Genomic DNA, 26,194 nt, shown 5'->3' on the forward strand with positions numbered 1-26,194 from the left:
GAATGGCAGGAGAATAATAAAGTGGTTAATAAGTTAACATATATTGAGAGCGAGCAGTATAATCCTTATAAAAACCTGGCAGTGGAAGAATATCTTTTCTTCCACTGTCAAAAAGAAGAATGTATCTTATATCTGTGGCAGAATCAGCATACGGTTGTGATCGGCCGGAATCAGAATGCATGGGCAGAATGTCTGACAGAGAAGCTGGAAAATGAAGGTGGATATCTGGCAAGAAGATTATCCGGCGGCGGCGCAGTCTATCATGATCTTGGTAATCTGAATTTTACTTTCCTTGTAAATGAAGAAAATTATAATGTAGACAGACAGCTTGAAGTTATTCAAAAAGCGGTAGCAAAGTTCGGTGTCTGTACTGAAAAATCCGGAAGAAATGATATTCTAATTAATGGAAGAAAATTTTCCGGAAATGCATTTTACAAAGAAGGTTCACGTTGCTATCATCATGGAACAATCATGTTGGATGTAAAGCTGGATGAGATGTCAAAATATTTGACAGTATCCAAAGAAAAATTACAGTCCAAAGGTGTAAATTCTGTAAAATCCAGGGTAGTGAATATAAAAGAGCTGGTTCCGGATATTACAGTGGACCGCATGAAAGAAGCGCTTAGAGAAGCATTCGAAGAAGTATATGGCGGGCAGGCTGAAGTGCTGTCAATGGAAAAATTAGAACCGGCTGAGGTTAATAATATTACAGAACGTCTGGGTTCATGGAACTGGAAGTTTGGGCGTAAAATTCCGTTTAACGAGACACTTACACATCGGTTTAACTGGGGACAGATATCACTGGATATGTGTGTGCAGGAAGGTAGGATTGCAGATATTATTGTGTATACAGATGCGTTAAAGCCGGCAATAGCAGAAGAAATTCCAAAATATTTAAAGGGAATCAAGTATAAAAAAGATAATATTTGTACAGAACTTGGGCTGTACTGGTCGGAAGATGACGGTGAAAACCAGATGATGAAAGACATTATTGCCTGGTTAAAAACCGTCGAATGGTAATCAGATTGTAGAGGAGATCGAGAACATGAGTGATAAATTTGATGTAATTGTTGTCGGAGGAGGACCGGGGGGCTATGTGGCTGCGATCAAGGCAGCAAAAGAAGGTATGCAGGTTGCGCTGGTAGAGAATGCCCGTGTTGGAGGAACATGCCTGAACCGCGGCTGTATTCCGGCAAAAGCAATGATTCATGCATCCTCTCTGTACAGAGAGATGAAGGAAGCAGAAAAATTTGGTGTGTCGGCATCCGATGTTTCTTTTAATTACAGTAAGATTCTGGAATACAAACAAGGAACAACCGATCAGCTTGTTCAGGGCATCGAGCAGCTCTTAAAAGCGAACGGAGTAACACTTGTATCCGGACACGGAACATTGCTTGGAAGTCATAGAGTACAGGTGGAAGGGGAAGAAATACAGGTGCTTGAAGCTAGAAATATTATTCTTGCAGCAGGAAGTAAACCATTTATGCTTCCACTTCCTGGAATGGATCTTAAGGGGGTATTATCCAGTGATGAATTATTCAAGCTGGAAGAAATGCCGGAAAGTCTCGTAATTATTGGCGGCGGAGTTATCAGTGTCGAGTTCGCAACTGCATTTTCAGCACTCGGATGTAAAGTAACGATTCTTGAGGCAATGCCAAGACTTGTACCGAATATGGACAAAGAGATTTCACAGAGTCTTAAGATGTTGCTGAAAAAGAGAGGTATTGATGTGCATACATCTGCCGGCGTACAGTCCGTAGAGGAAAGAGACGGCGCATACGTTTGCAAATATACCGAAAAGGAGAAAGAATGCGAAGCATCTGCCCAGTATGTTCTCTGCGCAGTCGGACGTATTCCAAATACAGAAGGATTGTTTGCGGAAGATGCTGTGCCGGAGATGGAAAGAGGTAGAATCGTTGTAGATGAACATTTCAAGACCAGCATCCCGGGAGTATATGCGATCGGTGATCTGATCAAGGGAATGCAGTTAGCACATACAGCAAGTGCACAGGGGGTGGTTGTGATCGAATATTTGAACGGAAAAGATCCATCCATTGATTTGTCAGTTGTGCCGGGCTGTGTATATACAGAGCCAGAGATTGCTTCGGTAGGTATAACAGAGGAGGATGCGAAGGCAGCGGAAATTCCGGTAAAAACAGGTAAGTTCATTATGAGCGCCAACGGAAAATCATTAATCACAAAAGAAGAGAGAAGTTTTATTAAAATTGTTGCAAATGAAGAGACAGATGTTGTTCTTGGAGCACAGATGATGTGTGCACGTGCAACAGATATGATCGGCGAGATCGCAACAGCAGTTGCAAATAAAATGACAGTAGCGCAGCTGTTAAAAGGAATGCGCGCACATCCGACTTACAATGAAGGTATTGGGGAGGCACTGGAAGAGTTGGAAGGTGGAGCAATCCATATTGCACCAAAAAAGAAAAAATAAGATAAAATTTACAGGAATTCATCCAAATAGAAGAAATTTAGTTGCAACAGACAGCACTTTAAAATATAATGAAAAAAGTGCCGAAAGCTGAATTTCCAATATCATCTTCCGGCTATTGGGGAAATGCATAAAAAGGCAGGAGGAATGAAGGATGATGCTGGAGAAGAAAACAACAGAATTTTTGAATGTTCTTTCTTCTTCTGCACCCGTTCCAGGCGGCGGAGGAGCTTCCGCCGCTGTTGGTGCTTTTGGGGCTGCACTTGGCATGATGGTTGCCAATCTGACAGTCGGAAAGAAAAAGTATGCGGATGTAGAAGCAGAAATGATTGAGATATGTGGAAGATTAGAGAAGATCAGAGATCGTCTTATTGTGCTTACAGATGAGGATGCAAAAGCATTTGAACCATTGTCAAAAGCGTATGGACTTCCGAAGAATACGCCGGAGGAGAAGGCGGAGAAAGAGCGGATCCTGGAGCAGGCTTTGTACGAGGCAAGTCTGACTCCGATGGAGATCATGAAAACAGTTCTGGAATCCATGAAACTTCTGGAGATACTGGGAGAGAAGGGCAGCCGCATCGCGATCAGTGATGTCGGTGTTGGAATCCTGTTTGCGCAGGCGGCACTGGAGGGTGCTTCACTGAATGTATTTATCAATACAGGTCTGATGAAGAACGCAGAACGTGCCTGCGAACTGAATGAAACTGCAAACCGGCTTATTGCTGAGGGGCAGGCATACAAAGAAAGAATTTATGCCGGTGTCTGTGTCCAGCTTAAAAGTTAATACGGAGGAGAAGGCTATGAGTACAGTAATGCTTGGAACAGAAGTGGCGAAGACCATGAAGGAAGAGCTGATTCGGGATGTGGAACTGTTAAAAGGAAAAGGAATCCATCCATGCCTTGCGATCATCCGTGTTGGCGCCAGAGGAGATGACCTTGCGTATGAAAAAAGCGCAAAAAAACGTATGGAAATGGTAGGAATTGACTGTAAGGTTGTAGAACTTCCGAAGACAATTTCACAGGAGAATTTCGAACGCGCATTTGCAGAAGTAAATGACGATCCGAAAGTAGATGGAATTTTATTATTCCGTCCATTGCCGGAAGGCCTAGATGAAGAACCGGTGAAGCTTATGATACATCCGGAGAAGGATGTGGACTGCATGAGTCCGTTCAACAGTGCGAGAGTATTTTTAGGTGAGACTGAAGGACATGCACCATGCACAGCACAGGCTGTTATGGAGATGCTTCGTCATTTTCACATAGATCTGACAGGAAAGAAAGTGACGATCGTGGGGCGCAGTATGGTGGTTGGAAAACCATTGGCTATGATGATATTAAAAGATCATGCAACGATCACGGTATGTCATACAAGAACAAAAGATCTGAAAGAAGAATGTAGGAACGCAGATATTGTCGTTGCCTGTGCAGGAAAAGCAAAATTTATTACTGCAGATATGATAAAAGAAGGAGCTGTTGTGGTGGATGTAGGAATTAACGTTGACGAAAACGGTAATATGTGCGGTGATGTAGATTATGAGAAGGTAAAGGAGAAGGCTTCTTATATCAGCCCGGTTCCAAAAGGAGTGGGCAGTGTAACAACGTCCGTGCTTGCAAGCCACGTTGTAAGAAGTGCAAAAAACAGAACAGAATGAAAAACAGATGGGATGGGAGAAAAAAAGCTGTATGCGTTTTGTTGTTGCAACAGCAGTAAGTAATCTGGTTACAGTGCTTTTTGTCTCAACGTATGCTTTGAGTATGCTGTACGGAACATCATTTACTGCGCTGTTCATAAGTCGGATACCACAATATATTGTGACAACCGGTGTGTGTGCAGTGATTGCATTCAGTTTGTATTACAGTGTAGTAACAATGATGATGAAACAGCACCAGATGGCATAAAAAATTGGAAAGTTTTCCCAAAGTTAAAGAAAAACATTGACGTAAAGAAAATATGTGCTATAATCTTATGTAGTGCAATAAAAATACCCGATCAGTCGTATGATGCACAATATAGGACTGGAGGGGAGGTTAGGTGTGAGACTATGTCAAATGTAATCGTTAAAGAAAACGAAACGTTAGATAGCGCTTTACGCAGATTTAAAAGAAACTGCGCAAAGGCTGGTATTCAGCAGGAGATTCGTAAGAGAGAGCATTACGAAAAACCAAGCGTAAGACGTAAGAAAAAATCAGAAGCTGCAAGAAAGCGCAAATATAACTAATATGTGCAAAGCAAGGATGCTGTATCAGATGATACAGTGTCCTTTTTTGTTATAACGACGAGGAAAATGCGACATGCTTGCATGGCAGCATTTGACGACCGTTAATCAGCGGATAAAACTCGCGAAGCGTGTTTTAACGCTGTACACAGAAAATTCTATTTTCTGTGTAACAAAAATATATCTTGAAAGATATATAAAAATGCTTCGCAGGATGCGCACCTGCGCGAAGCGGAAGATAAATTTATTATTAGGAGGAATGAGACAATGAGATTAAAAGATACAGGTTTATCAGCAAAGGAACTGAAAGCAATTGTCAACAAATACATGGTAGAAACTTACGAAAGATATGATTTTATCGCAGAACGTGCTGAAGGAATGTATATATATGACGAAGAGGGAAATGCATACCTTGATTTCTACGGCGGTGTTGCTGTAAACAGTGCAGGTAATAGAAATGCAAAAGTAGAAGCTGCAATCAAAGACCAGTTAGGTGACATTGTACATACATTTAACTATCCATATACAATCCCGCAGGCATTACTTGCAAAGAAAATCTGTGATACGATCGGAATGGATAAGATATTTTATCAAAACTCCGGAACAGAAGCAAATGAATGTATGATCAAGATGGCGAGAAAATATGGAACAGATAATTTCGGACCGGAAAGATATCATATCATCACAGCGAAAAATGGTTTCCACGGAAGAACTTACGGAGCAATGTCTGCAACCGGTCAGACAGACAATGCGATTCAGATGGGGTTCAAACCGATGCTTCCAGGATTTTCTTATGCAGAATATAACAATCTGGAAGATTTTGCATCCAAAGTTACAAAAAATACAATCGCGATCATGATCGAACCTGTACAGGGCGAGGGTGGTGTACATCCTGCAACACAGGAATTTATCGAAGGACTCCGCAAATTATGTGATGATAACGATATGTTACTTCTGTTTGATGAAGTACAGACCGGATGGGGACGTACCGGAGCGCCGATGGCATACATGGGATATGGCGTAAAACCGGATGCAGTGTCCATGGCAAAAGCAATGGGTGGCGGAATGCCGATCGGAGCATGCTGCGCAACAAAAAAAGTTGCAAAAGCATTTACAGCAGGAACACACGGATCTACTTATGGCGGACACGCACTTGCTTGCGCATCAGCATATGCAGCAGTCAGTGAAATCCTGGATAACGATCTGAGTGGAAATGCAAAAGAAATGGGAGAATATATGAAAGAACAGCTTGCAAAACTTCCACATGTAAAAGAAGCAAGAGGACGTGGACTTCTTGTTGGATGTGAGTATGATATACCGATCGCACTGGAAGTAAAACATGGCTGCCTGGACCGCATGGCACTGATCACAGCGATCGGAGACAGCGTTAACCGTATGATCCCGCCGCTTATTGTTACAAAGAAACAGATTGATGAACTGATGATCATTATGAAAGCTGCCATTGCAGACGCAGCAGAAAAATACGAAGAGCTGAAACTTGCAGGCTAAAATGCAAGTTTCAATTCCTGATACAGATGACCGATTGGAAGACCTACTACATTATTATAATCGCCATTGATAGATTTTACATGGATAGCAAAATCCCCCTGGATGCCGTAGGCACCCGCTTTATCCATTGGATCGCCGGTGGCGATATAAGACAGCAGGTCTTCTCTCATAATCGGGTAGAATGTAACTTCTGTTTTTTCATAAAAAGTTCGTATTATTTTTCTGCCATTTTTCCAGATTAGAAGTGAAACACCTGTGTAGACCTGGTGGGTACGGTCGGCGAGCATAGAAAGCATATCCAATGCTTCCTGTTCATCGGCAGGTTTGCCAAGTATTTCATCTTTATAAGAAACAACAGTATCTGCTCCAATGACAGTAAAATCTTCGTCATGAATTTTGTGGTAAAGATTAAAAATATCTGCGGCTTTCTGATAAGCCAGTTCAGTAACAACATCAGCCGGTAATTCCTCGGTAATGACTTCTTCTTTGGAAGATGGCATGATTTCGAATGAAATGCCGGTTTTTCTGAGCAGTTCTTTTCTACGTGGAGAAGCAGAGGCTAAAATATATTTCATAAATAAAATTCCTTTCTTTGAAAATTCTTTCATATTATATCAGTTTTCCCTAAGAAAGTAAAAATCAATATTTTTTCTATAGTTAATTACAGTACTGTTTGTATTTTCTGAAAAACCGAATGAAAAATGCTATTATATTATAAGAAAAATAGAAAGACCATATTGGAAGAAAAGCGTGTTGTGTTATAATAGCAAGATAGGAAACAGACAGGAGGAACATAGAAATGTATATCAGTGAAATTGTAACAACAGTACCGGAAAATGTCAGCGAGCGTGTGCCGCTGGAGCAGAAAGTATATAAAGTATTTGACAAGCTTGGAATCCCATTTGAAAGAGTCGATAACGATCCGGCATCTTCCATGGAAGAGTGTAGGGATATCGGTAAAGTTCTTGGCGCACCGGTGCGGAAAGATGTGTTTTTGTGTAACCGGAAGAAGACTACATTTTTCCTTCTTGTAATGCCGGAGGAGAAAGACTTTGACGCGTCCTCATTCAGTAAAAAACTAGGCGTATCACATATGTCATTTGCTTCACCGGAGCATATGTGGGAGCATCTAGGAACAAAACCGGGATCTGCAAGTGTTGTCGGACTTTTGAATGATGAAGATGATTATGTACAGCTTATTCTTGATAAAGAGGTGGCTGAGGGCGAGTATTTTGTATGCAATACAGGAATCAATACGACGCATCTGAAGATTAAGACAGAAGATCTGTTGAAGAAATTTTTGCCGCATATTCATCATAGAGCTAAAATTGTTGATTTGTAAAAGGATGTGAGTATATGAATGACAGGATGCAGGAATTGAAATTATCCGACCTGAAAGAGAAGCTTGAAAACAGGAAACCGGGAGAACGGCTTGTATTTCGTGAAGTACAGCTGGAAAAAGGAGATTTAAGCGGAACGGATTTAAGTAATACGGATTTTACACTGTGTTCCTTTGATGGCGTGATGTTAAATAATGTAGATTTCCACTACAGCAGTGTGGAGAATGCGCTGTTTGACGGATGCTCCATGCACGGTGCAAATTTTGAAAATGCAAATATGAGGACCGCATCTTTCCGGTTCTGCGATATGAGTGACTGCAATATAAAAGGCGCAAACCTCTATGGGGCTGTGCTGGAAAATGCAGATCTTACAAATATACAGTCGGACGAAGCGACACAGTGGTTCCGTCTGCGCTGCCCGGAGACGGGAGCATTTTTAGGATATAAGAAATGCATTAATGACCGGATGGTACAGCTTCTGATTCCGGCAGATGCACTTCGCACGTCAGCAACATTGCCGTCCTGCCGGTGCAACAAAGCCAAGGTCCTGACGATCAAGAGTTTCGATTTCAAAAAAAATTATGATGAGGCATGGTCTCTCGTAGATGAAAACTTTGAATATAAAAGAGGTGAGTGGGTGGAAGTAAAAGATTTTAACGAAGACCGGTGGATGGATTCCACAACCGGTATCCATTTCTGGATGACAAGAGAAGAAGCAGAGGCATATTAGAGATGAAAACAGCAGAAGAATTAAGAAATTTATTAAGACAGATCGATCGTAAGAGCTATCCGGCATACAAAAATCTGAAAGGCAGTTACCGGTTTTCAGGATATGTGCTTGGAATTGACCATGTGCAGGGTGATCCGTTTGCAGCACCGTCCAGAGTACATATAGAAGTTGAGGAGAAAACAGCAGGATTGCCAGAAAGACTGTATGATAAACAGTGGAAGAAGATGGCGCTTGAAGATGCGCTTATCCGTATATTTGCATCCGGGATCAGAAAATATTCGTTTCAGGCAAAAGGTTCCGGTAAAAGTGGTCTGATCCGTGTGACAAACTGCGGACAGGAAGTACTGGAGCGGACAGCCGCAGATATAAGGGAAGACGGAACCGTTATTCTACGGTTTGAAGTGGGCTTTCCGGCAAATGGAAGAACGGTAAATGCGAGAGAACTGGAGAAGATTTTTTTTCAATATCTGCCGTCTTGCGTGCAGGAGACACTTTATTATAAAAATTTGGATATAAGAAAACTTGAAAATGTTATGGAACTTTCGGAGGATCAGGAAGCAATCCGCAGACAGCTTAAGGAATATGGTCTGGTGGCTTTTGTGGCAGATGGCTCTGTACTGCCGAGAATGTCAGGTGTATCCCAAAAGCCGATGAAAGATGCAGTACCGTTTGTATCACCGGAATCTGTGAGAGTGACTTTAAAGCTTCCGTATTATGGTGAGATAAGCGGAATGGGAATCAGGCGCGGGATTACGTTGATCGTCGGCGGAGGCTATCATGGAAAATCTACGCTTCTGAAAGCACTGGAGATGGGGATTTATCCTCATATAGCCGGAGACGGAAGAGAATATGTGATCACAGATCCGGATGCTGTGAAGATTCGGGCAGAAGATGGAAGAAGTATTAAACATACAGATATTTCTATGTTTATAAGTGATCTACCAAATCAGAAAGATACCGTCAGTTTTGATACGGAAGATGCCAGCGGCAGTACGTCGCAGGCGGCAAATGTGATTGAAGCGATGGAAGCCGGAGCGAGTACATTTTTAATTGATGAAGATACCAGTGCAACAAATTTTATGGTGAGAGACGAGCTGATGCAGAAAGTGATTCACAAAGATATGGAACCAATCACACCATTTATAGAACGGATGCAGTATTTTTATAAGAAATTTGGTATCTCAACAGTACTTGTAGCAGGAAGTTCCGGGGCTTATTTTCAGGTGGCAGATGTGATCGTGCAGATGGATCGCTACCAGCCACGTGAGATCACGTCCAGAGCAAAAGAGGCAACAGCCGGATATCAGGGACTTCAGTTTTTAGAAAAAGAAATTCAGAAACCGATCATGAAAAGATGTCCAAAGAAAAATACAGGACTGGAACACAGAGGAAGAATCAAATTAAAAACACTGGGAAAAGATGGTATTATGCTGGGATCAGAAACAATTGATCTGCGTTATGTAGAACAAGTGGCAGATGAAGAACAGCTTACCTGCTTGGGATATCTTATGAGAGAACTGGAAACACATCGGATGAATGGGAAGACTTCCATTTGTGAACTGGTTGAATCCTTATACAGAGATATAGAAAGACAGGGGTTAAAGGATGTTCTCGGAGAGCGTGAGCTTCCAGGCAATCTGGCACTTCCGCGAAAAGAGGAACTCTGCGCATGTCTGAACCGTTACCGGGGGCTTCAGTTATGATGAAAGAAAAGAGTATTCGGCCAATTGCATATATAGAAGGGGATTTCCCGGAAAAATTCGGAATCCCAAGGCAGAGTGGCCTTGTAAATACACAGGCAGAGATTCATTTCCTGCCGGAATACCGCAAGCCGGAAGCGTTCCGTGGACTGGAAGAGTATTCACATCTGTGGCTGATCTGGGATTTTTCAGAGGCAGAGGGTACAAACTGGCGTCCGACTGTCCGCCCGCCAAGGCTTGGAGGAAATCAGAGAGTCGGTGTATTTGCAACTAGATCCCCATTTCGTCCAAATGGAATGGGGTTATCCTGTGTAAAACTGACAACCATTGACTGGGAACATGAGGATGGACCGGTGCTAATCGTAAGCGGAGCAGATCTGATGAACGGGACACCAATTTATGATGTGAAACCATATTTACCACATATCGATGCGTATCCGGAAGCAGAAGCTGGATTTGCAGGACGAGTAAAAGAATACGGTCTGGGAGTATCAATCCCTCCTGAAATTGAAGAGTCACTATCTGAAGAAAAACGTGAAAAGATTCCCGCTTTAAAGGAAATACTTGCAGAAGATCCAAGACCGGCGTATCAGGAAAACCCGGAGAGGGTATATGGAATGAGCTTTGCAGGAATGGAAGTGCGTTTCCGGGTAGTGGATGGTGTTGCTGAAGTATGTGAAATTGAAGAGGATAGAAATGAAATGCAATGATTGCAAATAATAGCGGCAAATATTATTTCAAAGAATAAAAAATGAAAAGCAAAGAAAAATAAATAAGAAATGGAGAAACAAAATGGAATTTAGAATTGCAAGAGAGAAAGATCTGGAACGTATGTGTGAGATTACCGCACAGGCAAAGGCTGGACTTAAAAATCTTGGACTGGATCAGTGGCAGAAAGGATATCCATCGAGAGAAATCTGGGAGAATGATATTAAGAACCAATGTACTTACGTGGCAGAAGAAGATGGAATCATTCTTGGAATCTTTGCATTTCAGACAACACCGGACATATCTTATTATGAAATAGAAGGCGAGTGGATTAGTGCGGGACCGTATGCAGCAATGCACCGCGTATGTGTAGCAGAGGAAGCAAAAGGAAAAGGAGTGGCAGGAAAGATGTTTGCGCATGGGTTCCGTATGGCAGAAACACTTGGATTTTCAAGTGTGCGTATTGATACCCACCCGGGGAATATTCCGATGCAGAGAGCACTTGGAAAAGCCGGATTTGAAAGATGCGGAGAGATCCATCTGGCAGGTGGACCGGAGAAAGGTGCACTCCGCATAGGTTTCGAAAAGATATTATAAAAAAATTCTGACATCCGTATCGAAAAAAAGATTCAGTAAGAATGAAAAACAATGGTTGAAATATACCTATGCGGGGTATATAATATAGACCGGAAAGAGGTGAAGAATATGGAAGAAAAAACATGCTGTCACAAAACGAAAGAACGTTCGGAAAAAGAATACAAAGATTTGATCCACAGACTGAACCGTATTGAAGGGCAGGTAAGGGGAATCAAAAAGATGGTTGAGAACGATGTTTACTGTACCGATATTCTTGTACAGGTCTCAGCTGTGAATGCAGCACTTAATAGTTTCAACAAAGTGTTGCTTGCAAACCATATCCGAACCTGTGTAGCAGAAGATATCCGCAAAGGAAAAGAAGAGACAGTGGATGAACTGGTAGCTACACTTCAAAAACTGATGAAATAGTAAGAAAAGGATGATCAGAATGGAACAGTATAACGTTACGGGTATGAGCTGTGCAGCCTGCAGTACCCGTGTAGAAAAGGCTGTGTTGAAAGTAGACGGAGTGACATCCTGTTCTGTAAGTCTTTTGACAAACTCAATGGGAGTTGATGGAACAGCTACACCAGAGCAGATTATAGAGGCGGTAGAAAAGGCAGGATACGGAGCTTCTATGAAAGGAACGGAGAAATTAAAAGAAGTCCGGGATGAAGATTTCCTGAAGGATAAGATAACACCGGTTCTTAAGAAGAGACTGATTGCGTCATTTTGCTTTCTTGTGCCACTGTTGTATTTATCTATGGGCCATATGATGTGGAACTGGCCACTGCCGGGGTTCCTTAGCGGCAATCATGTAGCGATGGGACTTATCCAGATGTTATTTACAATCGTGATCATGGTGATCAATCAGAAGTTCTTTATCAGCGGCTTCAAAGGATTGATTCATCGTGCACCGAATATGGACACGCTGGTTGCACTTGGATCCGGCGCATCATTTGTATATAGTACGTATGCATTATTTGCGATGACAGATGCGAAGATGAAGGGCAATGCAGAACTTGTTATATCCTATATGCATGAATTTTATTTTGAGTCAGCGGCAATGATCCTGACGCTTATTACAGTCGGCAAGATGCTTGAAGCAAGATCGAAAGGTAAAACAACCGATGCGCTGAAAGGACTTATGAAGCTTGCGCCGAAGAAGGCAGTCATTCTTTGTCAGGGAAAAGAGGCAGAAGTAACAATTGATCAGGTGAAGATTGGTGATATCTTTGTTGTAAGACCGGGTGAGAATATTCCGGTAGATGGGACGGTTATAGAAGGAAGCAGTGCAGTGGATGAAGCGGCACTTACCGGAGAGAGTATTCCGGTGGACAAAACAGTTGGAGACAGTGTGTCGGCAGCTACCATGAACCAGTCCGGATTTTTAAAATGTGAAGCGACAAGAGTCGGAGAAGATACGACCTTATCACAGATTATTCAGATGGTCAGTGACGCAGCGGCTACAAAGGCGCCGATCGCCAAAGTCGCAGACCGGGTATCCGGCGTATTTGTGCCGGCAGTTATCGGGATTGCGACTGTAACAACTCTGATCTGGCTGATCGCCGGACAGACGATTGGTTTTGCACTGGCAAGAGGAATTGCAGTTCTTGTAATCAGCTGTCCGTGTGCGCTTGGACTGGCAACACCTGTTGCGATCATGGTTGGTAACGGAATGGGTGCAAAGCATGGAATAATGTTTAAGACAGCCGTTTCCCTGGAAGAGACAGGAAAGACAGAGATTGTCGCATTAGATAAGACAGGAACAATTACAAAGGGAGAACCGAAAGTAACGGATCTTGTTGCGGAAGATAATGTCAGTGAGGAAGAATTGCTCTTCACAGCGTATGTGCTGGAGCGAAAGAGTGAACATCCACTGGCGAGAGCAATCACATCGGCTGTAGAAAGTCTTGGCACAGAAGGTCTTGATGATCTTGCAGAAGTGGAAGATTTCCAGATCGCAGCTGGAAATGGTCTCTCCGGTATGTTAAACGGACAGAAACTGGTTGGAGGCAGTTACCGGTATATCAGCGGTCTGGTTGAAATAAGTGAGGAAATGAAAGAACAGGCGCAGGAGCTTGCCGAAGATGGGAAGACGCCTTTGTTCTTCGCAAGAGAAGACAAATTAATGGGAATCATTGCCGTAGCGGATGTTATGAAAGAGGACAGTCCGCGTGCGATCCGTGAACTACAGAATATGGGTATCCATGTTGTCATGCTGACCGGTGATAATGAGCGGACAGCGAAAGCAATCGGAAAGCAGGCAGGCGTAGATGAAGTAATCGCAGGTGTGCTTCCGGACGGAAAAGAAGCAGTAATCCGTGATTTAAAGAAGCAGGGCAAGACAGCGATGGTCGGCGATGGTATCAATGACGCACCGGCACTGACAAGAGCAGATATTGGTATTGCCATAGGTGCAGGTACAGATATTGCCATTGATGCAGCGGATGTTGTATTGATGAAGAGCCGCTTAAGTAATGTTCCGGCGGCGATTCGTTTAAGTCGCGCAACACTTCGGAATATCCATGAGAATCTGTTCTGGGCATTTTTCTACAATGTGATCGGAATCCCGCTGGCAGCAGGACTGTGGTATCCGATCTTTGGGTGGAAATTAAATCCAATGTTCGGCGCAGCAGCGATGAGTCTTTCAAGTTTCTGTGTTGTGAGCAATGCATTGCGTCTGAACTGGTTTAACATGTTGGATGCAAGCAAAGATAAAAAATTAAAAAAAGCTGCAAAAACCGGAACTGTAGAAATAGCAGATGAAGGATCAACAATTAAAAATAATGAAAAGAAAAAGGAGGAAACAACAATGGAGAAAACAACAATGGAGAAAACAATGAAGATTGAAGGAATGATGTGTGGACACTGTGAGGCAGCAGTAAAAAAAGCGCTGGAAGCATTAGACGGCGTAGAAGAGGCAATTGTCAGCCACGAAGCAGGAACAGCAGTTGTAAAGATGAGCCACGAAGTTGCAGATGATGTACTTACAAAAGCAGTAGAAGACAAAGATTACAAAGTAGTCTCAGTCGGCTAATTAACAATTGCATTTGAGAAAAAAGAAGCTTATAATGTGGAAGAGGAACAGAAGATAAGAAAAATGATAAGAAAATTCAAGTTAACAGTTGACAGTAATATGAATTTATGGTAAATTATCTTTTGTGTGAAACAACAAAGAAGAGTATCCACTCTCACCATAGCACAATCGGGTGACTATTGGTTGATATTGAACATGAATCATTTTTAGATAGATTTGATTTTATTGTGACAGGAAAGTGGATAGTCTGAAAACTATTCACTTTTTATTTTATAATGGGGGTGCAGGAACATTAGCGATTTAATGATTAACGGACAGATTAGAGATAAGGAAGTTCGTGTGATAAGCGAAAGTGGAGAACAGCTTGGTATCATGTCATCCAAAGATGCCATGAAACTTGCGAGAGAGGCAGATCTTGATCTTGTAAAGATTGCTCCGAAGGCACAGCCGCCGGTATGTAAGATCATCGACTACGGTAAGTATAAGTATGAGCTGGCGAGAAAAGAAAAAGAAGCAAAGAAGAAGCAAAAAACTGTAGAGGTTAAGGAAGTACGTCTTTCACCGAATATTGATACGAATGACCTGAATACGAAGATGAACAATGCAAAGAAGTTCATCGGTAAAGGAAATAAAGTAAAAGTCACTTTACGTTTCCGTGGCCGTGAGATGGCGCATATGCAACAGAGTAAACACATTCTGGATGATTTTGCGCAGGCACTTGCTGATGTTGCTGTGATCGAGAAACCGGCAAAGCAGGAAGGCAGAAGTATGAGCATGGTTTTAACTGAAAAACGTTAAAAATACATTTATAAATCTAAGGAGGAATATTACAATGCCAAAAATTAAAACAAATAGAGCAGCTGCAAAGCGCTTCAAAAAAACAGGTACAGGAAAATTAAAAAGAAATAAAGCTTACAAGAGCCATATCTTAACTAAGAAATCTACAAAGAGAAAAAGAAATCTTAGAAAATCAATCATTACAGATGCAACTAATGTAAAGAACATGAAGAAAGTATTACCATATCTGTAAGATAGTGTAGAGAATAGAAGGAGGAGATAAGACATGGCAAGAATCAAAGGCGGATTAAACGCTAAAAAAAGACACAATAGAACTTTAAAATTAGCAAAAGGATACAGAGGAGCACGTTCTAAACAGTATAGAGTAGCAAAACAGTCTGTTATGAGAGCTCTTACATCTGCATACGCAGGAAGAAAACAGCGCAAACGTCAGATGCGTCAGTTATGGATCGCTCGTATCAACGCTGCAGCAAGAATGAATGGTCTTTCTTACAGCAAACTGATGCACGGTCTGAAACTTGCAAACATCGACATCAATAGAAAGATGCTTGCAGAGATGGCTGTTAATGACGCTGAAGGATTTACAGCACTTGCAGAAGCTGCAAAAGCAAAACTTGCTTAATTTTAGCAGAATATAGATAGAATATACAAAGCAGTTATTGGAAATTCCGGTAACTGCTTTTTGTAAATGCGATGAGGAAAATACATTCATGCGAGCATGATGTATTTGATAACCGCCCACAATATCAGAATAAGGCGGAAGGCGTTTCTGATAATTTGTATGGGAAACATTAAGGAGGCAGATCATGGATATATTAATTATTGTGGATATGCAGAATGACTTTATTGACGGCGCACTTGGAACGAAAGAAGCAAAAGCGATTGTATCGGATGTTGCAAAAAAAATTAAAGATTTTGACGGTGAAATTATTTATACGAGAGACACCCATGAAGAGAATTATCTGGATACACAGGAAGGCAGGAATCTTCCGGTAGCACATTGTATCCGTGGTACAAAAGGCTGGGAGATTTGCCCGCAGTTAGAGGCGCTTCGCAGAGAAAATGACATTGTGATCGATAAGCCGACATTTGGAAGCATGGAGCTGGGAGAACTGTTAAAGAAAAAAGATGAAGAGCTGCGTGGAAATGGCATGGATGGGATTACATCGATTACGCTTGTCGGACTTTGCACAGATATCTGTGTGATTTCAAATGCAATGATCAGCAAAGCCGCATTGCCGGAAGTGCCGGTATATGTTGACAAAGACTGTTGTGCCGGAGTGACAACAGACAGTCATGAGACAGCACTGGCAGCTATGCGGATGTGCCAGATCAAATGCTAGAAGAATTATCTGTAAGAATTATTCCGGATAAACGAGACGATCATCGGTAATGTGATCCAGAACTTCTGTCAGATATTTCTTTGCGAGGTAATTTGCCATCGGAAGGTTCATATCCAGATAATTGCCGCAGTCTCTTGCCGACGCACCAGGAACTTCATCGTTAAAATCTGCGATAAACCGGAACATTTCGCAGATGAGTGGAACGATTTCCTTAGAAGTAAGCTCTCCGGCAAGGATCAGATAGAATCCGGTACGGCATCCCATTGGTCCGAAATAAATAGTCAGATCTTTGTAAGTTGGATGATTGCGAAGAAATGTCGCACCGAGATGCTCGATCGTGTGAACTTCCGCTGTGTTCATAACTGGTTCTTTGTTCGGTGTTGTCATGCGAAGATCAAAAGTTGTGAGTGGGTTACCGTTTACATGATCGATACGCGATACATAGATACCCGGTTTTAATTTCAGATGATTAATTGTAAAACTTGTTACTTTTTCCATAATGTGAATATCCTCCTGTTTCAATGATTCTGTAAGAGTATAGCATTTTTATGGAAGAGTAGCAAATATTTTAAGACTGTTGCTTTTGACAGGATACAGACATGTGCAACAGCACATGAGTGAGAAGATGTCGCTGTCAAGTGCAGTGGACATGAGATATATAAGGAGTTTTAGAGGATGGAATTATATTTGGTGAGACACGGAGAGACAGAATGGAATAAAGAGCGTAGGCTGCAGGGACAGGCGGATGTCGCTTTAGATGATTTTGGCAGACAACTGGCAGTGGAAACAGGAGAAGCGCTTCAGGACATACCATTTGATGTATGTTTTACAAGCCCGTTAAAAAGAGCGAAAGAGACGGCTGAGCTTATCCTTGCGGGGAAAGATGTGCCGATCATAGAAGATAAACGGATCATAGAGATGGGATTCGCAGAGTACGAAGGAAAATGCTGCGCAGAAGAAGGATGGGATCTTCCGGAATCTTTCAGAGCATTTTTTAATGATCCGGTTGGTTTCAAGCCTGCACAGGGCGGCGAAGATTTTCTGGCAGTGAAAAAACGTACCGGCGCATTTCTGGACTGGCTGATACATGCACCGGAATATGCGTGTAAATGTGTACTGCTTACCACCCATGGTGTAGCACTTGCAGGGCTTATGAATAATATTAAGAATCAGTCGCTGGAAGCATACTGGGATATTGGTGTACATAAAAACTGTGCAGTAACAAAAGTAGAAGTGCAGGATGGCGTTGCCCGGATTATTTATGAGAACCGGACATTTTACAAAGAAGAGGTGAAGAATTGGTAGATGAAGAGTATAATAATAACATCATGGGTGACATTCGCATGTCTATGCTATATGGCAGTAACAGAAGGATTAAACTTGATTCTGGGAATAGCATTGCTGACTAATATTATAAGCAATATAATCAACATAATATACTTGAAAAAGGAGTAGGAGAGGACGATTAGGGTTCTCTCTTTTTTATTACAGTTTGTATTAATAAAATCGCAATAAATACGCATCTGGAAGAGTTTTTGAAGAAATATTCAAATGATTAAAGAGAAAAATTAAGGGAATCTTAAAGGAATTTTCAGAAAATATGTCATAAATTGAAGCCCTGATTTGTTATAATGAGAAAAAGGAGGGAAAATCCTATGAAAAAATCAGATAAAATTTTTGCAAGAACAAAAGAGAGCATACTGCTTATTGTTTTACTGGTGCTTTGTATTCCGAAAGTTGTCTATGCTGATTCTTCCTGGATATGGTTTACAACGACGGCACCATATCAGCTATTGCCATTTGTAGCTGTGCTGACAATTGTGATCGAATATTTGATGATTAAAAATATTTTACATATTCAGAATAAAAAAAGAGTGCTGATCGCTGTCTGTATATCAAATCTCGTATCTTTTATGGTGCCGTATTTTGCCACTTATTATCAAGATGGAGTATATGAAACGATAAAACAGACATTTGAATCGATGGATTTTTATACCATTAACAGTGCATACCTGTTCCTGACGCTGATCATAGAATGTCCGATTGTTTATGCAATTGTGCAGGATGAAATTCATGATAAAAAGAAGAGTCTCGGTGTGATTGCGGCTGCGAATGTTGTAACTACTGTAATGGTCGCTGCAATCGAGCGAATCGCGTGCAGAGGAAGCTGGTAAGGAGGAAAAAAGATGAAGAAAAGTAGAATTTCACAGTGTGTAGTAGTTGTCGTATGTCTGGCAATTGTAATGTATGCAGGAATTGGATGGAATCATTTTACAACATGTAAGATTCATATTACATATAATGGAAAAGAGATTAAGGATGTAAATGTTGTAAAGGTAGAAGTTGCCAGAGATTCGGGAAAACCGGTTAAATCTACATGGATGAAGAAAAGTCCGGATAAAATTAAGTTGCTTAACTGGGACAAAGATGCAACGGAATATCAATATTTTGTCAGTATTCCCAAAGATGCTCTTGGAAAAGGTGTTCCGGAACAAGTATATGAGATGAGTTATTATATAGCAGATGAAATGCAGTGTGCAGCGATTACCTGGAATGCTGATATTGTAAATGAGAATGGTATCTGGAAAGCAAATTATAATGTAAAATACAGAGAACCGAAATGGGGCGACACCTATAAGAAGAAAGTAAAGAACGGAACGGATTCAGGGTTCGTGATTGGAATTTAGAGCAAATTAAAAAAAGATTCGTGATGGGATATTAGAGAAAAGAAAGGAATCCAGAGTTATGTTTGGATTTTCAGTGAGGAAGAAATGAAAAAAGAAATGAAAGTCAGCCCGTTTTTTGACAGGGAATATTTAAAACGGGCTGAAACAAGAGAAGACAGAGAAAGACTTTTACAAAATATAGAATGGGTGTCAATGGATCCTGCGGAAGAGTTTCTGGCAAATCTTGCTAACATATGGCTTGAGATGGAAGATATTTACATGGAAAGAGAAGATTATCATACAACATATAAAGGTGCAGATAATTTCTTCCAGATACTTCAATATGCGGAAGCAAATTTTAAAAATAATGCCTATAGAACCTGCCACTGGCAGATTCCTACGGATGCTATGGCAACTAAAATACAGCTACTGATTGGCTGGATCTGCAGTACAACAGACTTTTATTTCTGGGGAAAAGGTGCTGTGGTTGAAGAATTACAGAAGAACAACGAATGTATGATTGAGGAATTGTACAGGAAGATGCCTGAGAAAGAGGAAGTACTTTATTTTTATTATGCTGTACATAAGCCGGGAAAATGTGAGAGGCAGATAAAAGAAAAATTAAAACAAATAGGTGCGCAGATGTTTCCTACAGAATTAGAAGCAGATCGCTATTTTAGATTTTCAGATAGATAATTGTAAATTAGATACAGACTGGCGGGTTGCCGTATCCCCAACAAGCTAATGAGATGTGATATCCCTATATAAACAATAGAACTGTAAGGGATATGTTTGCCGTATCTCAAACAAGCTGATATAAACTAAAAGGAATCTCTAACAAGTTAAAAGAAAACGCTAACAAGACATAACAAAAGAGGATCGCAAAAATGCGATCCTCACGGAGCTGTTTAGTTGTCTTCTTCCTGAACAGTGTAAGTCTGTCTCTTTCTTGCCATCTCGTCATTTTCAAGGTACTCATCGTAAGTAGTAATCTTGTCGATGAGCTTTCCGCCCGGAACAATCTCCATGATACGGTTGGCAGTTGTCTGGACAATCTGGTGGTCACGGCAAGAGAACAGGATAACGCCAGAAAACTTGGTCATACCTGTATTCAGTGCAGTGATCGATTCCATATCCAAGTGGTTAGTCGGCTCGTCAAACATCAGCACATTTGCACCGGAAATCATCATCTTGGAAAGCAGACAGCGCACCTTCTCACCACCGGATAATACTTTTACACGTTTCACACCGTCATCACCGGCGAACAACATGCGTCCGAGAAAACCACGTACATAAGTAGCATCTTTCTCTTCAGAATACTGAGTCAGCCATTCAACAATCGTATAATCGTTGTCAAATTCTTCTCCGCTGTCTAATGGAAAATATGCCTGTGTGGTAGTGATTCCCCATTTATAAGTTCCCTCATCCGGTTCCATGTTACCGGCGAGAATTTCAAACAAAGTGGTTTTGGCAAGCTCATTACCGCCAACGAAAGCAACTTTGTCATCACGGTTCAGTGTAAAGGAAATGTTATCCAGAACTTTTTCACCGTCGATGGTCTTGCTTAAGCCTTCTACAGACAGAACTTCATTACCAATCTCGCGGTTTGGACGGAAATCAATGTAAGGATATTTTCTGCTGGACGGCTGGATATCGTCAAGCTGGATTTTCTCCAGTGCACGTTTTCTGGATGTCGCCTGCTTGGATTTGGAAGCGTTAGCGCTGAATCGGGAAATAAATTCCTGCAATTCTTTGATTTTCTCTTCCTTCTTCTTGTTGGCTTCTTTCATCTGACGGATCAGAAGCTGGCTGGATTCATACCAGAAATCATAGTTACCGGCATACAGTTTGATTTTTCCATAGTCGATATCTGCGATCTGTGTGCAGACTTTATTCAGAAAATAACGGTCATGGGATACAACGATGACTGTATTGTCGAATCCGATCAGAAATTCTTCCAGCCATGCGATCGCATCCAGGTCTAGGTGGTTGGTCGGCTCGTCGAGGAGCAGGATATCCGGGTTGCCGAATAATGCCTGTGCGAGAAGCACTTTGACTTTCTCAGGACCTGCAAGATTTTTCATTGTCTCATAGTGAAGTTCTGTCCCGATTCCAAGACCATTTAATAAAGTAGAAGCGTCAGACTCAGCTTCCCATCCGTTCATGGAAGCAAATTCAGCTTCTAATTCACTTGCCTTGATACCATCTTCATCAGTGAAATCTTCTTTCGCGTAGATGGCTTCCTTTTCTTTCATGATTTCGTACAATCGAGCATTTCCCATCATGACCGTATCCAGTACCGGAAATTCATCGTATTTGAAATGATCCTGCTGCAGGAAAGAAAGACGCTCACCCGGAGTGATGATGACTTCTCCCTTGCTTGGTTCAAGCTGTCCGGATAAAATCTTAAGAAAAGTAGATTTACCGGCTCCATTTGCACCAATCAGACCATAACAGTTGCCTTCTGTAAATTTGATATTTACATCTTCAAATAATGCTTTTTTACCCACACGCAGTGTAATATTGCTCGTGCTGATCATATTTTACATTCTCCTTGTTATTTTGATTATCTTCTTATTATTAATTTCATTGCATACAAAGCCTATCTTATCAGAGTTGATGGAAAATGGCAAGGAAATTTAAGCTGGACGCAGAGGTTGTTTTTCGGGTTTGTTGTCGCATAGGGGTTACGTTTCCTGAAAAATCATGTTATGATAAGCAGTAACCGAAATATCATAGAACATACAGGTTGATGATATTGAGACAGGATAGTAACTGGAAATGCTATAGATATACTGGTTTACAGAAGGGATGATATTAAAACAGACTGCAACTGGAAGTGCTATAGAATATACAGATTTACAGAAGTAATGATATTAAGACAGACCGCAACTGGAAATGTTATAGAATATGCAGGGCAAGAGAAGTCTGCTATTAAGACAGGCTGTAATCAGAAATACTATAGAGCATAGAAGGTGACAGAATCGAGCTATATAAAGAAAAGGAGCGTGGAATTTATGATAAATGGAACACTTGTATTAGAAGGCGGAGCTACGAGAGGTGTATTTACATCAGGAGCACTGGATTATCTTATGAAGAAAGATCAGTATTTTTCTCATGTGATCGGTGTATCGGCAGGCTCCTGCAATGCGGTGGATTATGTGTCGAAACAGCCGGGACGCACAAGAGACTGTATGATTCATAAAGATAAAGAGTATAGCTATTATTATGGCTTCCGTGAGTTTATCAAAGAGAAGAGTATTCTGGATATGGACATGGTATTTGACAAATATCCGAAGGAAATCTTCCCGTTTGATTATGAGACATATTTCGCATCAGATATGACATGCGAAATCGTGACAGTCAACTGTGAGACAGGAAAAGCAGAATACATGACGGAAGATCATGATTTTGACAGACTGATGAAGATTTGCCGTGCATCCAGCAGTATGCCGCTCGTATCTCCGATTGTAAATATTGACGAAGTTCCGTATCTGGACGGTGGAATTGCGGATTCCATTCCGCTACGCCGTGCGATGGAGCTTGGCAATAAGAAGATTGTTCTGATACTGACAAGGAATCCTGGCTACCGAAAGAAACCAATTTCCAAAGGAATGGCAGGAATTTACCGGAAAGCATATAAGAAATATCCAAATCTGGTGCGAGCAGCGATCCGCAGAAATCATGTATATAATCAGACAATGGAGCATGTAGAGAAACTGGAAGAAGAAGGAAAGATTTTCGTGCTTCGCCCACTGATCCCGACAGTTTCCCGTCTGGAGAAAGACTATGATACATTGATGAATTTCTATAATCATGGCTATAAGCTGATGGAAAAACAGTATGATGCAATGATGAAATATCTGGAGGAATAAAATGGATCAGAGAAGTCTGTTAGAATTTATGACGATTGCGGAGAAATTAAAATGTAATCTCCGCCATTCTTGTACGAGCAGCGGACGTCCGGAGAGTGTGGCTGAGCATACGTTTCGGCTGATAATGTTTGCGTGGCTTGTGGAGGATGCATTTCCAGAGTGTGACAGTGACCGCATTATGAAAATGTGTCTGTTGCATGATATGGGAGAAGCAGTGACAGGAGATGTTCCGGCATTTGAGAAGAAAGAAGAAGACCGGATGACAGAGAAGGATGCGATTTATCAGATTGCAGAAGTGCTGCCGGATAAAAAACGAAAAGAATTTCTTATGCTTCTTGAAGAACTGGAAGCAAGTGAGACGATGGAAGCGAAGATTGTGCATGCTTTGGATAAGATGGAAGCTATAATCCAGCATAATGAAGCGTCGATTGATACGTGGCTGCCACTGGAGTATGATCTGCAGCTGACTTATGGGCAGGAGCAGGCAAAAGCACATCCTTATCTGGAACGGCTGCGGGAACTGATACGTCAGGATACGTTGGATAAGATTGACGCTGCTGTAGATGAAGCGCTGGATGAACAGATGGGGCTACAGGATAAAAAAGGGTTTCTATAAAATGCAATGTGAAAATAATCTTGCAGAAGAGAAAAATGTAACGTGAAAGGAACTATGTAAGAGATACACTATAAAGTAATAAGGACATAAGATAAGAAAAGAGTACTGCAAAATAGAAGAGATATTCTAATTGCAATACTCTTTTGTTGTTTAAGTCTCCAGAACTATATCTCGCCCATCGTTGGTGCATTGCCGACCGGTGCAGCATATTCAATATCCTGCAGATATAATCCTTTCGGATCGCACGGGGCACTTGCATCGGCAGTGCCGTCAAAGATTGCATCGATATCATCAAGACTTCGTGTGCCAAAACCGATATCCAGAAGTGTGCCGATAATGATACGCGCCATGTTATGAAGAAAATCATCGGCGCGGAGTGTGATCTGCATTTCTTCGATATCGTCATAAATCTCAATGTTTGTAACTTCACGGATAGTAGATTTGGTCTTCTTGACGGTTGAAAAATTCTTGAAATCATGTTTGCCGATCAAGTGCAGGGCAGCCTGCTGCATGCGTTTCTTGTCCGGAATCTTATAGCAGTGGTAAGTTGTCTTGCGGTCGAATACACTCGGCACATCGGAAATCGTCATGCGGTATACATAAGTCTTATATCTGGCATTCAACTGTGCATGAAAACGGTCATCGACTTCCTCTACATCTGTAATCGCGATATCCATTGGAAGATAGCGGTTCAGATAATGTTTGATATCCTGTACATCCATCGTGCTCTCAGTCTTGAAGTTGACAATCTGTGCATAGGCGTGCACACCAACTTCTGTACGGCATCCACAGTAGAGATCCACAACAAATTCACCGGTCATCTTCCGCAGAACTTCCTGAATCTTATTGAAAATTGTATTGCTCGATTCATTCTTGCCAAGTCTTGTCCAACCCTGATAACGGCTGCCATCGTATTCTATCGTAAGTTTTATATTTCTCATGTTTAAATGCTCCTTTTGTATGCTTGTAGTGTTAGTATAACAAATCTTGTGGTATAATAAAAGACACGAAAATAAGAAAGAGAAGATTATTTTATGAAGGCAGAAGAAAGAAAAGTATCTGAATCAGTCGTTGAGACAATCCATATTGTGCGCCCAAACCATCTAAACGGTGCAGATCGTCTGTTTGGTGGAATCCTGATGCAGTGGATCGATGAAGTGGCTGTAGTCGCGGCAAAGAGACATGCAAGAATGAATGTGATCACAGCATCCGTAGACAATCTGAAGTTCCTCCACGGTGCGTATCAGAAGGATGTTGTGATTATTATAGGAAGCGTAACGTATGTCGGAACTACTTCCATGGAAGTAAAGGTAGACACCTATGTAGAGCATATGGACAGTGAACGTACACTCATCAATCGTGCATATTTTACAATGGTTGGTCTTGATGAGAATGACAGACCGGCGCACGTTCCGGGACTCGTTCTTGAGACAGAAGAAGAGAGAGCGGAATGGGAAAAGGCAAAGAAGCGTCGGGAGATCCGTATGCTCCGCAAGGAAGAAGGGTTTTAGAATGCTATTACTTTATATAACCTTTTATCATCTGTACCATCTGATCAATATTCTGTTTCGCCTGATCCGATTTCCCGTCTTTCAAGATCTCAAGGATCAGGGAAAATTCATCCGGAGTGAAGCGGATTCCTTTCTTTCCGGCACTGGATATAAGAGCCATCATAACCGGAGCAAGATCCTTTCCGGTTTTATTCCCTGCATTGGCGGCAGCAGTGCGGATCAGCTGTAATTTGATCGGATCGAGATTTTTAAGATCCGGGTGATTCATCCATTCATTTGCCATAGATAAACACTCCTTTCATTTTCCAAAATCTTTGTTTAACGCATCATCAAACATCTGACTGTATGCAGCAAATTCTTCCTGCTGTGTATCTGTAAACATTCCATTTAAAATATCAGAAGGATTAAAGTCTGTGTCATTTTCTGACATGGAAAACATCTGCATCATCATTTCCAATTGGCGGAATTTGTCTGAGCTGTCCGGATCCATGTATGGAAGAAGTTCGGAGACAGACTGCAGGGAAAATTCTTTCCGGGCAAATCCCTGAAACGTACGCAAGGTATAGGAAAGTTCCAGATATTTAATAAAAATGGCAAGTAATTTCTGCATATGTGCGGGGATGAACGGCAAAAGAAGTTTCAGAAGATATAAGTCCCCGGGCATGGTCAGTTCATCGAACGGCAGCAATGATCTGGGTGTTTTCTTTTCCATGGCAGTTCCTTCCTTTTACGTTGTAAATATATATGAGGAATAACGTGGAAATATACATAAAAAAGGAGATGGAGTATAAACTCCATCCCGAATCATATCGGAAACAGTGTGAAGGATGAATTAGCAGCATCCGTTTCCACATCCGCAGTTGCCGAAACCACCGCAGCAGCATAAGAGAAGGATGATCCACAGGCAGCTGTCATTGCCACAGCCACATCCGTTGTTGTTGCCGCATCCGCCACAGCAGCATAAGAGAAGGATGATCCACAGGCAGCTGTTATTGCCGAAACCACATCCGCAGTTGTTATTGTTGCCGCATCCGCCTCCGAATCTGTCAGCGTCACATCCGCAGCCACAGTTTGTAGCACTTAAATCACTCATATTAAAATCCTCCGATGAAATATTTAC

The 26,194-nt window shown here is 41.6% G+C and carries 32 protein-coding genes; 25 read left to right on the forward strand and 7 right to left on the reverse strand.

What is annotated here, in order from left to right; translation table 11 throughout:
• The first annotated feature begins 21 nt into the window (after positions 1-21).
• The 7 genes from DWY31_RS00735 (at position 22) to DWY31_RS00770 (ending at position 6,171) form a co-directional block, all read left to right on the forward strand.
• Positions 22-1,020: a lipoate--protein ligase gene (locus DWY31_RS00735; protein WP_118519284.1), complete on the forward strand. Its 999-nt coding sequence runs from the start codon at positions 22-24 to the stop codon at positions 1,018-1,020.
• Between the two features lie 25 nt (positions 1,021-1,045).
• Positions 1,046-2,449 carry a dihydrolipoyl dehydrogenase gene (gene lpdA / locus DWY31_RS00740; RefSeq protein WP_118519285.1) on the forward strand — a complete coding sequence of 468 codons (1,404 nt, stop codon included), beginning with the start codon at positions 1,046-1,048 and terminating at the stop codon, positions 2,447-2,449.
• Between the two features lie 154 nt (positions 2,450-2,603).
• Entirely contained in the window at positions 2,604-3,230 is a 627-nt protein-coding gene (locus tag DWY31_RS00745) for a cyclodeaminase/cyclohydrolase family protein (protein WP_117537412.1), read from the forward strand.
• A 16-nt stretch (positions 3,231-3,246) separates the two neighbouring features.
• On the forward strand, positions 3,247-4,098 hold the full coding sequence (locus tag DWY31_RS00750; protein WP_118519286.1) for a bifunctional 5,10-methylenetetrahydrofolate dehydrogenase/5,10-methenyltetrahydrofolate cyclohydrolase: 852 nt from the start codon (positions 3,247-3,249) through the stop codon (positions 4,096-4,098).
• 7 nt (positions 4,099-4,105) lie between these two features.
• Positions 4,106-4,345 (forward strand): hypothetical protein, encoded by a 240-nt coding sequence (locus DWY31_RS00755; RefSeq protein WP_117537286.1) that lies wholly within the window; start codon positions 4,106-4,108, stop codon positions 4,343-4,345.
• Between the two features lie 143 nt (positions 4,346-4,488).
• Positions 4,489-4,665, forward strand: a complete 177-nt coding sequence (rpsU, locus tag DWY31_RS00760) for a 30S ribosomal protein S21 (RefSeq protein ID WP_004054229.1) — start codon at positions 4,489-4,491, stop codon at positions 4,663-4,665.
• A gap of 264 nt (positions 4,666-4,929) precedes the next feature.
• A complete protein-coding gene (locus DWY31_RS00770) occupies positions 4,930-6,171 on the forward strand; it encodes an aspartate aminotransferase family protein (RefSeq protein WP_021859955.1) in 1,242 nt (413 codons plus the stop codon).
• On the opposite strand, the gene DWY31_RS00775 is transcribed toward DWY31_RS00770, so the two are convergent.
• Positions 6,168-6,746, reverse strand: a complete 579-nt coding sequence (locus tag DWY31_RS00775; RefSeq protein ID WP_118519427.1) for a Maf family protein — start codon at positions 6,744-6,746, stop codon at positions 6,168-6,170. The two genes, DWY31_RS00770 and DWY31_RS00775, sit on opposite strands and share 4 nt — an antisense overlap.
• A 224-nt stretch (positions 6,747-6,970) precedes the next feature.
• On the opposite strand from DWY31_RS00775, the gene DWY31_RS00780 reads away from it, so the two are divergent.
• The 11 genes from DWY31_RS00780 (at position 6,971) to DWY31_RS00830 (ending at position 16,406) form a co-directional block, all read left to right on the forward strand.
• Complete coding sequence (locus DWY31_RS00780; protein WP_021859953.1) at positions 6,971-7,513, forward strand: prolyl-tRNA synthetase associated domain-containing protein; 543 nt, start codon at positions 6,971-6,973, stop codon at positions 7,511-7,513.
• 14 nt (positions 7,514-7,527) lie between these two features.
• A complete protein-coding gene (locus DWY31_RS00785; RefSeq protein ID WP_226976713.1) occupies positions 7,528-8,241 on the forward strand; it encodes a pentapeptide repeat-containing protein in 714 nt (237 codons plus the stop codon).
• A gap of 2 nt (positions 8,242-8,243) precedes the next feature.
• Positions 8,244-9,944, forward strand: a complete 1,701-nt coding sequence (locus DWY31_RS00790; protein WP_118519289.1) for an ABC-ATPase domain-containing protein — start codon at positions 8,244-8,246, stop codon at positions 9,942-9,944.
• Complete coding sequence (gene tsaA, locus DWY31_RS00795) at positions 9,911-10,651, forward strand: tRNA (N6-threonylcarbamoyladenosine(37)-N6)-methyltransferase TrmO (RefSeq protein ID WP_243060340.1); 741 nt, start codon at positions 9,911-9,913, stop codon at positions 10,649-10,651. The genes DWY31_RS00790 and tsaA overlap by 34 nt, the downstream gene beginning before the upstream one ends.
• An 82-nt stretch (positions 10,652-10,733) precedes the next feature.
• A complete protein-coding gene (locus DWY31_RS00800) occupies positions 10,734-11,246 on the forward strand; it encodes a GNAT family N-acetyltransferase (RefSeq protein ID WP_118519291.1) in 513 nt (170 codons plus the stop codon).
• A gap of 108 nt (positions 11,247-11,354) precedes the next feature.
• A complete protein-coding gene (locus DWY31_RS00805) occupies positions 11,355-11,654 on the forward strand; it encodes a metal-sensing transcriptional repressor (protein ID WP_021859948.1) in 300 nt (99 codons plus the stop codon).
• A 19-nt stretch (positions 11,655-11,673) separates the two neighbouring features.
• On the forward strand, positions 11,674-14,265 hold the full coding sequence (locus tag DWY31_RS00810) for a heavy metal translocating P-type ATPase (RefSeq protein ID WP_118519292.1): 2,592 nt from the start codon (positions 11,674-11,676) through the stop codon (positions 14,263-14,265).
• 303 nt (positions 14,266-14,568) lie between these two features.
• Positions 14,569-15,063, forward strand: coding sequence for a translation initiation factor IF-3 (infC, locus tag DWY31_RS00815; RefSeq protein WP_021859946.1), 495 nt, complete (start codon positions 14,569-14,571; stop codon positions 15,061-15,063).
• Positions 15,064-15,097: 34 nt separating this feature from the next.
• Positions 15,098-15,295, forward strand: a complete 198-nt coding sequence (rpmI, locus tag DWY31_RS00820) for a 50S ribosomal protein L35 (RefSeq protein ID WP_021859945.1) — start codon at positions 15,098-15,100, stop codon at positions 15,293-15,295.
• A 33-nt stretch (positions 15,296-15,328) separates the two neighbouring features.
• The gene (rplT, locus tag DWY31_RS00825) at positions 15,329-15,685 is read left to right on the forward strand and encodes a 50S ribosomal protein L20 (protein ID WP_021859944.1); all 357 of its coding nucleotides are present in this window, start codon (positions 15,329-15,331) and stop codon (positions 15,683-15,685) included.
• A gap of 184 nt (positions 15,686-15,869) precedes the next feature.
• On the forward strand, positions 15,870-16,406 hold the full coding sequence (locus DWY31_RS00830) for a cysteine hydrolase family protein (RefSeq protein WP_118519293.1): 537 nt from the start codon (positions 15,870-15,872) through the stop codon (positions 16,404-16,406).
• Positions 16,407-16,424: 18 nt separating this feature from the next.
• Here DWY31_RS00830 and DWY31_RS00835 read toward each other — a convergent pair whose 3' ends face one another.
• Positions 16,425-16,904: an S-ribosylhomocysteine lyase gene (locus DWY31_RS00835; protein ID WP_021859942.1), complete on the reverse strand. Its 480-nt coding sequence runs from the start codon at positions 16,902-16,904 to the stop codon at positions 16,425-16,427.
• 177 nt (positions 16,905-17,081) lie between these two features.
• Between DWY31_RS00835 and DWY31_RS00840 the strand changes: the two genes are divergently transcribed.
• The 4 genes from DWY31_RS00840 (at position 17,082) to DWY31_RS00855 (ending at position 19,768) form a co-directional block, all read left to right on the forward strand.
• Complete coding sequence (locus DWY31_RS00840) at positions 17,082-17,711, forward strand: histidine phosphatase family protein (RefSeq protein ID WP_021859941.1); 630 nt, start codon at positions 17,082-17,084, stop codon at positions 17,709-17,711.
• Between the two features lie 350 nt (positions 17,712-18,061).
• Positions 18,062-18,580 carry a hypothetical protein gene (locus tag DWY31_RS00845; protein ID WP_021859940.1) on the forward strand — a complete coding sequence of 173 codons (519 nt, stop codon included), beginning with the start codon at positions 18,062-18,064 and terminating at the stop codon, positions 18,578-18,580.
• A gap of 12 nt (positions 18,581-18,592) precedes the next feature.
• The gene (locus DWY31_RS00850) at positions 18,593-19,093 is read left to right on the forward strand and encodes a hypothetical protein (protein ID WP_021859939.1); all 501 of its coding nucleotides are present in this window, start codon (positions 18,593-18,595) and stop codon (positions 19,091-19,093) included.
• An 84-nt stretch (positions 19,094-19,177) separates the two neighbouring features.
• Positions 19,178-19,768: a hypothetical protein gene (locus tag DWY31_RS00855; RefSeq protein ID WP_118519294.1), complete on the forward strand. Its 591-nt coding sequence runs from the start codon at positions 19,178-19,180 to the stop codon at positions 19,766-19,768.
• 212 nt (positions 19,769-19,980) lie between these two features.
• On the opposite strand, the gene DWY31_RS00860 is transcribed toward DWY31_RS00855, so the two are convergent.
• Complete coding sequence (locus tag DWY31_RS00860; RefSeq protein WP_021859937.1) at positions 19,981-21,612, reverse strand: ABC-F family ATP-binding cassette domain-containing protein; 1,632 nt, start codon at positions 21,610-21,612, stop codon at positions 19,981-19,983.
• 477 nt (positions 21,613-22,089) lie between these two features.
• Here DWY31_RS00860 and DWY31_RS00865 point away from each other — a divergent pair, with 477 nt between their 5' ends.
• Together DWY31_RS00865 and DWY31_RS00870 are read left to right on the forward strand one after the other, a co-directional pair.
• On the forward strand, positions 22,090-22,947 hold the full coding sequence (locus DWY31_RS00865) for a patatin-like phospholipase family protein (protein WP_118519295.1): 858 nt from the start codon (positions 22,090-22,092) through the stop codon (positions 22,945-22,947).
• 1 nt (position 22,948) lies between these two features.
• Positions 22,949-23,563, forward strand: coding sequence for an HD domain-containing protein (locus DWY31_RS00870; RefSeq protein ID WP_118519296.1), 615 nt, complete (start codon positions 22,949-22,951; stop codon positions 23,561-23,563).
• Between the two features lie 164 nt (positions 23,564-23,727).
• Here DWY31_RS00870 and truA read toward each other — a convergent pair whose 3' ends face one another.
• Entirely contained in the window at positions 23,728-24,504 is a 777-nt protein-coding gene (gene truA, locus DWY31_RS00875) for a tRNA pseudouridine(38-40) synthase TruA (RefSeq protein WP_021859934.1), read from the reverse strand.
• Between the two features lie 93 nt (positions 24,505-24,597).
• Here truA and DWY31_RS00880 point away from each other — a divergent pair, with 93 nt between their 5' ends.
• Positions 24,598-25,074 carry an acyl-CoA thioesterase gene (locus tag DWY31_RS00880; RefSeq protein WP_021859933.1) on the forward strand — a complete coding sequence of 159 codons (477 nt, stop codon included), beginning with the start codon at positions 24,598-24,600 and terminating at the stop codon, positions 25,072-25,074.
• 7 nt (positions 25,075-25,081) lie between these two features.
• Here DWY31_RS00880 and DWY31_RS00885 read toward each other — a convergent pair whose 3' ends face one another.
• From DWY31_RS00885 to DWY31_RS00895, 3 genes are all read right to left on the reverse strand, one after another.
• Positions 25,082-25,357, reverse strand: coding sequence for a hypothetical protein (locus DWY31_RS00885; RefSeq protein ID WP_117537273.1), 276 nt, complete (start codon positions 25,355-25,357; stop codon positions 25,082-25,084).
• A gap of 15 nt (positions 25,358-25,372) precedes the next feature.
• The gene (locus DWY31_RS00890) at positions 25,373-25,786 is read right to left on the reverse strand and encodes a hypothetical protein (RefSeq protein ID WP_117537272.1); all 414 of its coding nucleotides are present in this window, start codon (positions 25,784-25,786) and stop codon (positions 25,373-25,375) included.
• A 120-nt stretch (positions 25,787-25,906) separates the two neighbouring features.
• Positions 25,907-26,167: a chorion class high-cysteine HCB protein 13 gene (locus DWY31_RS00895; RefSeq protein ID WP_117537271.1), complete on the reverse strand. Its 261-nt coding sequence runs from the start codon at positions 26,165-26,167 to the stop codon at positions 25,907-25,909.
• Positions 26,168-26,194 lie beyond the last annotated feature (27 nt).

It is taken from the genome of Dorea sp. AF24-7LB (genome assembly GCF_003478575.1).
Classification (GTDB): Bacteria; Bacillota; Clostridia; order Lachnospirales; family Lachnospiraceae; genus Dorea_D; species Dorea_D hominis.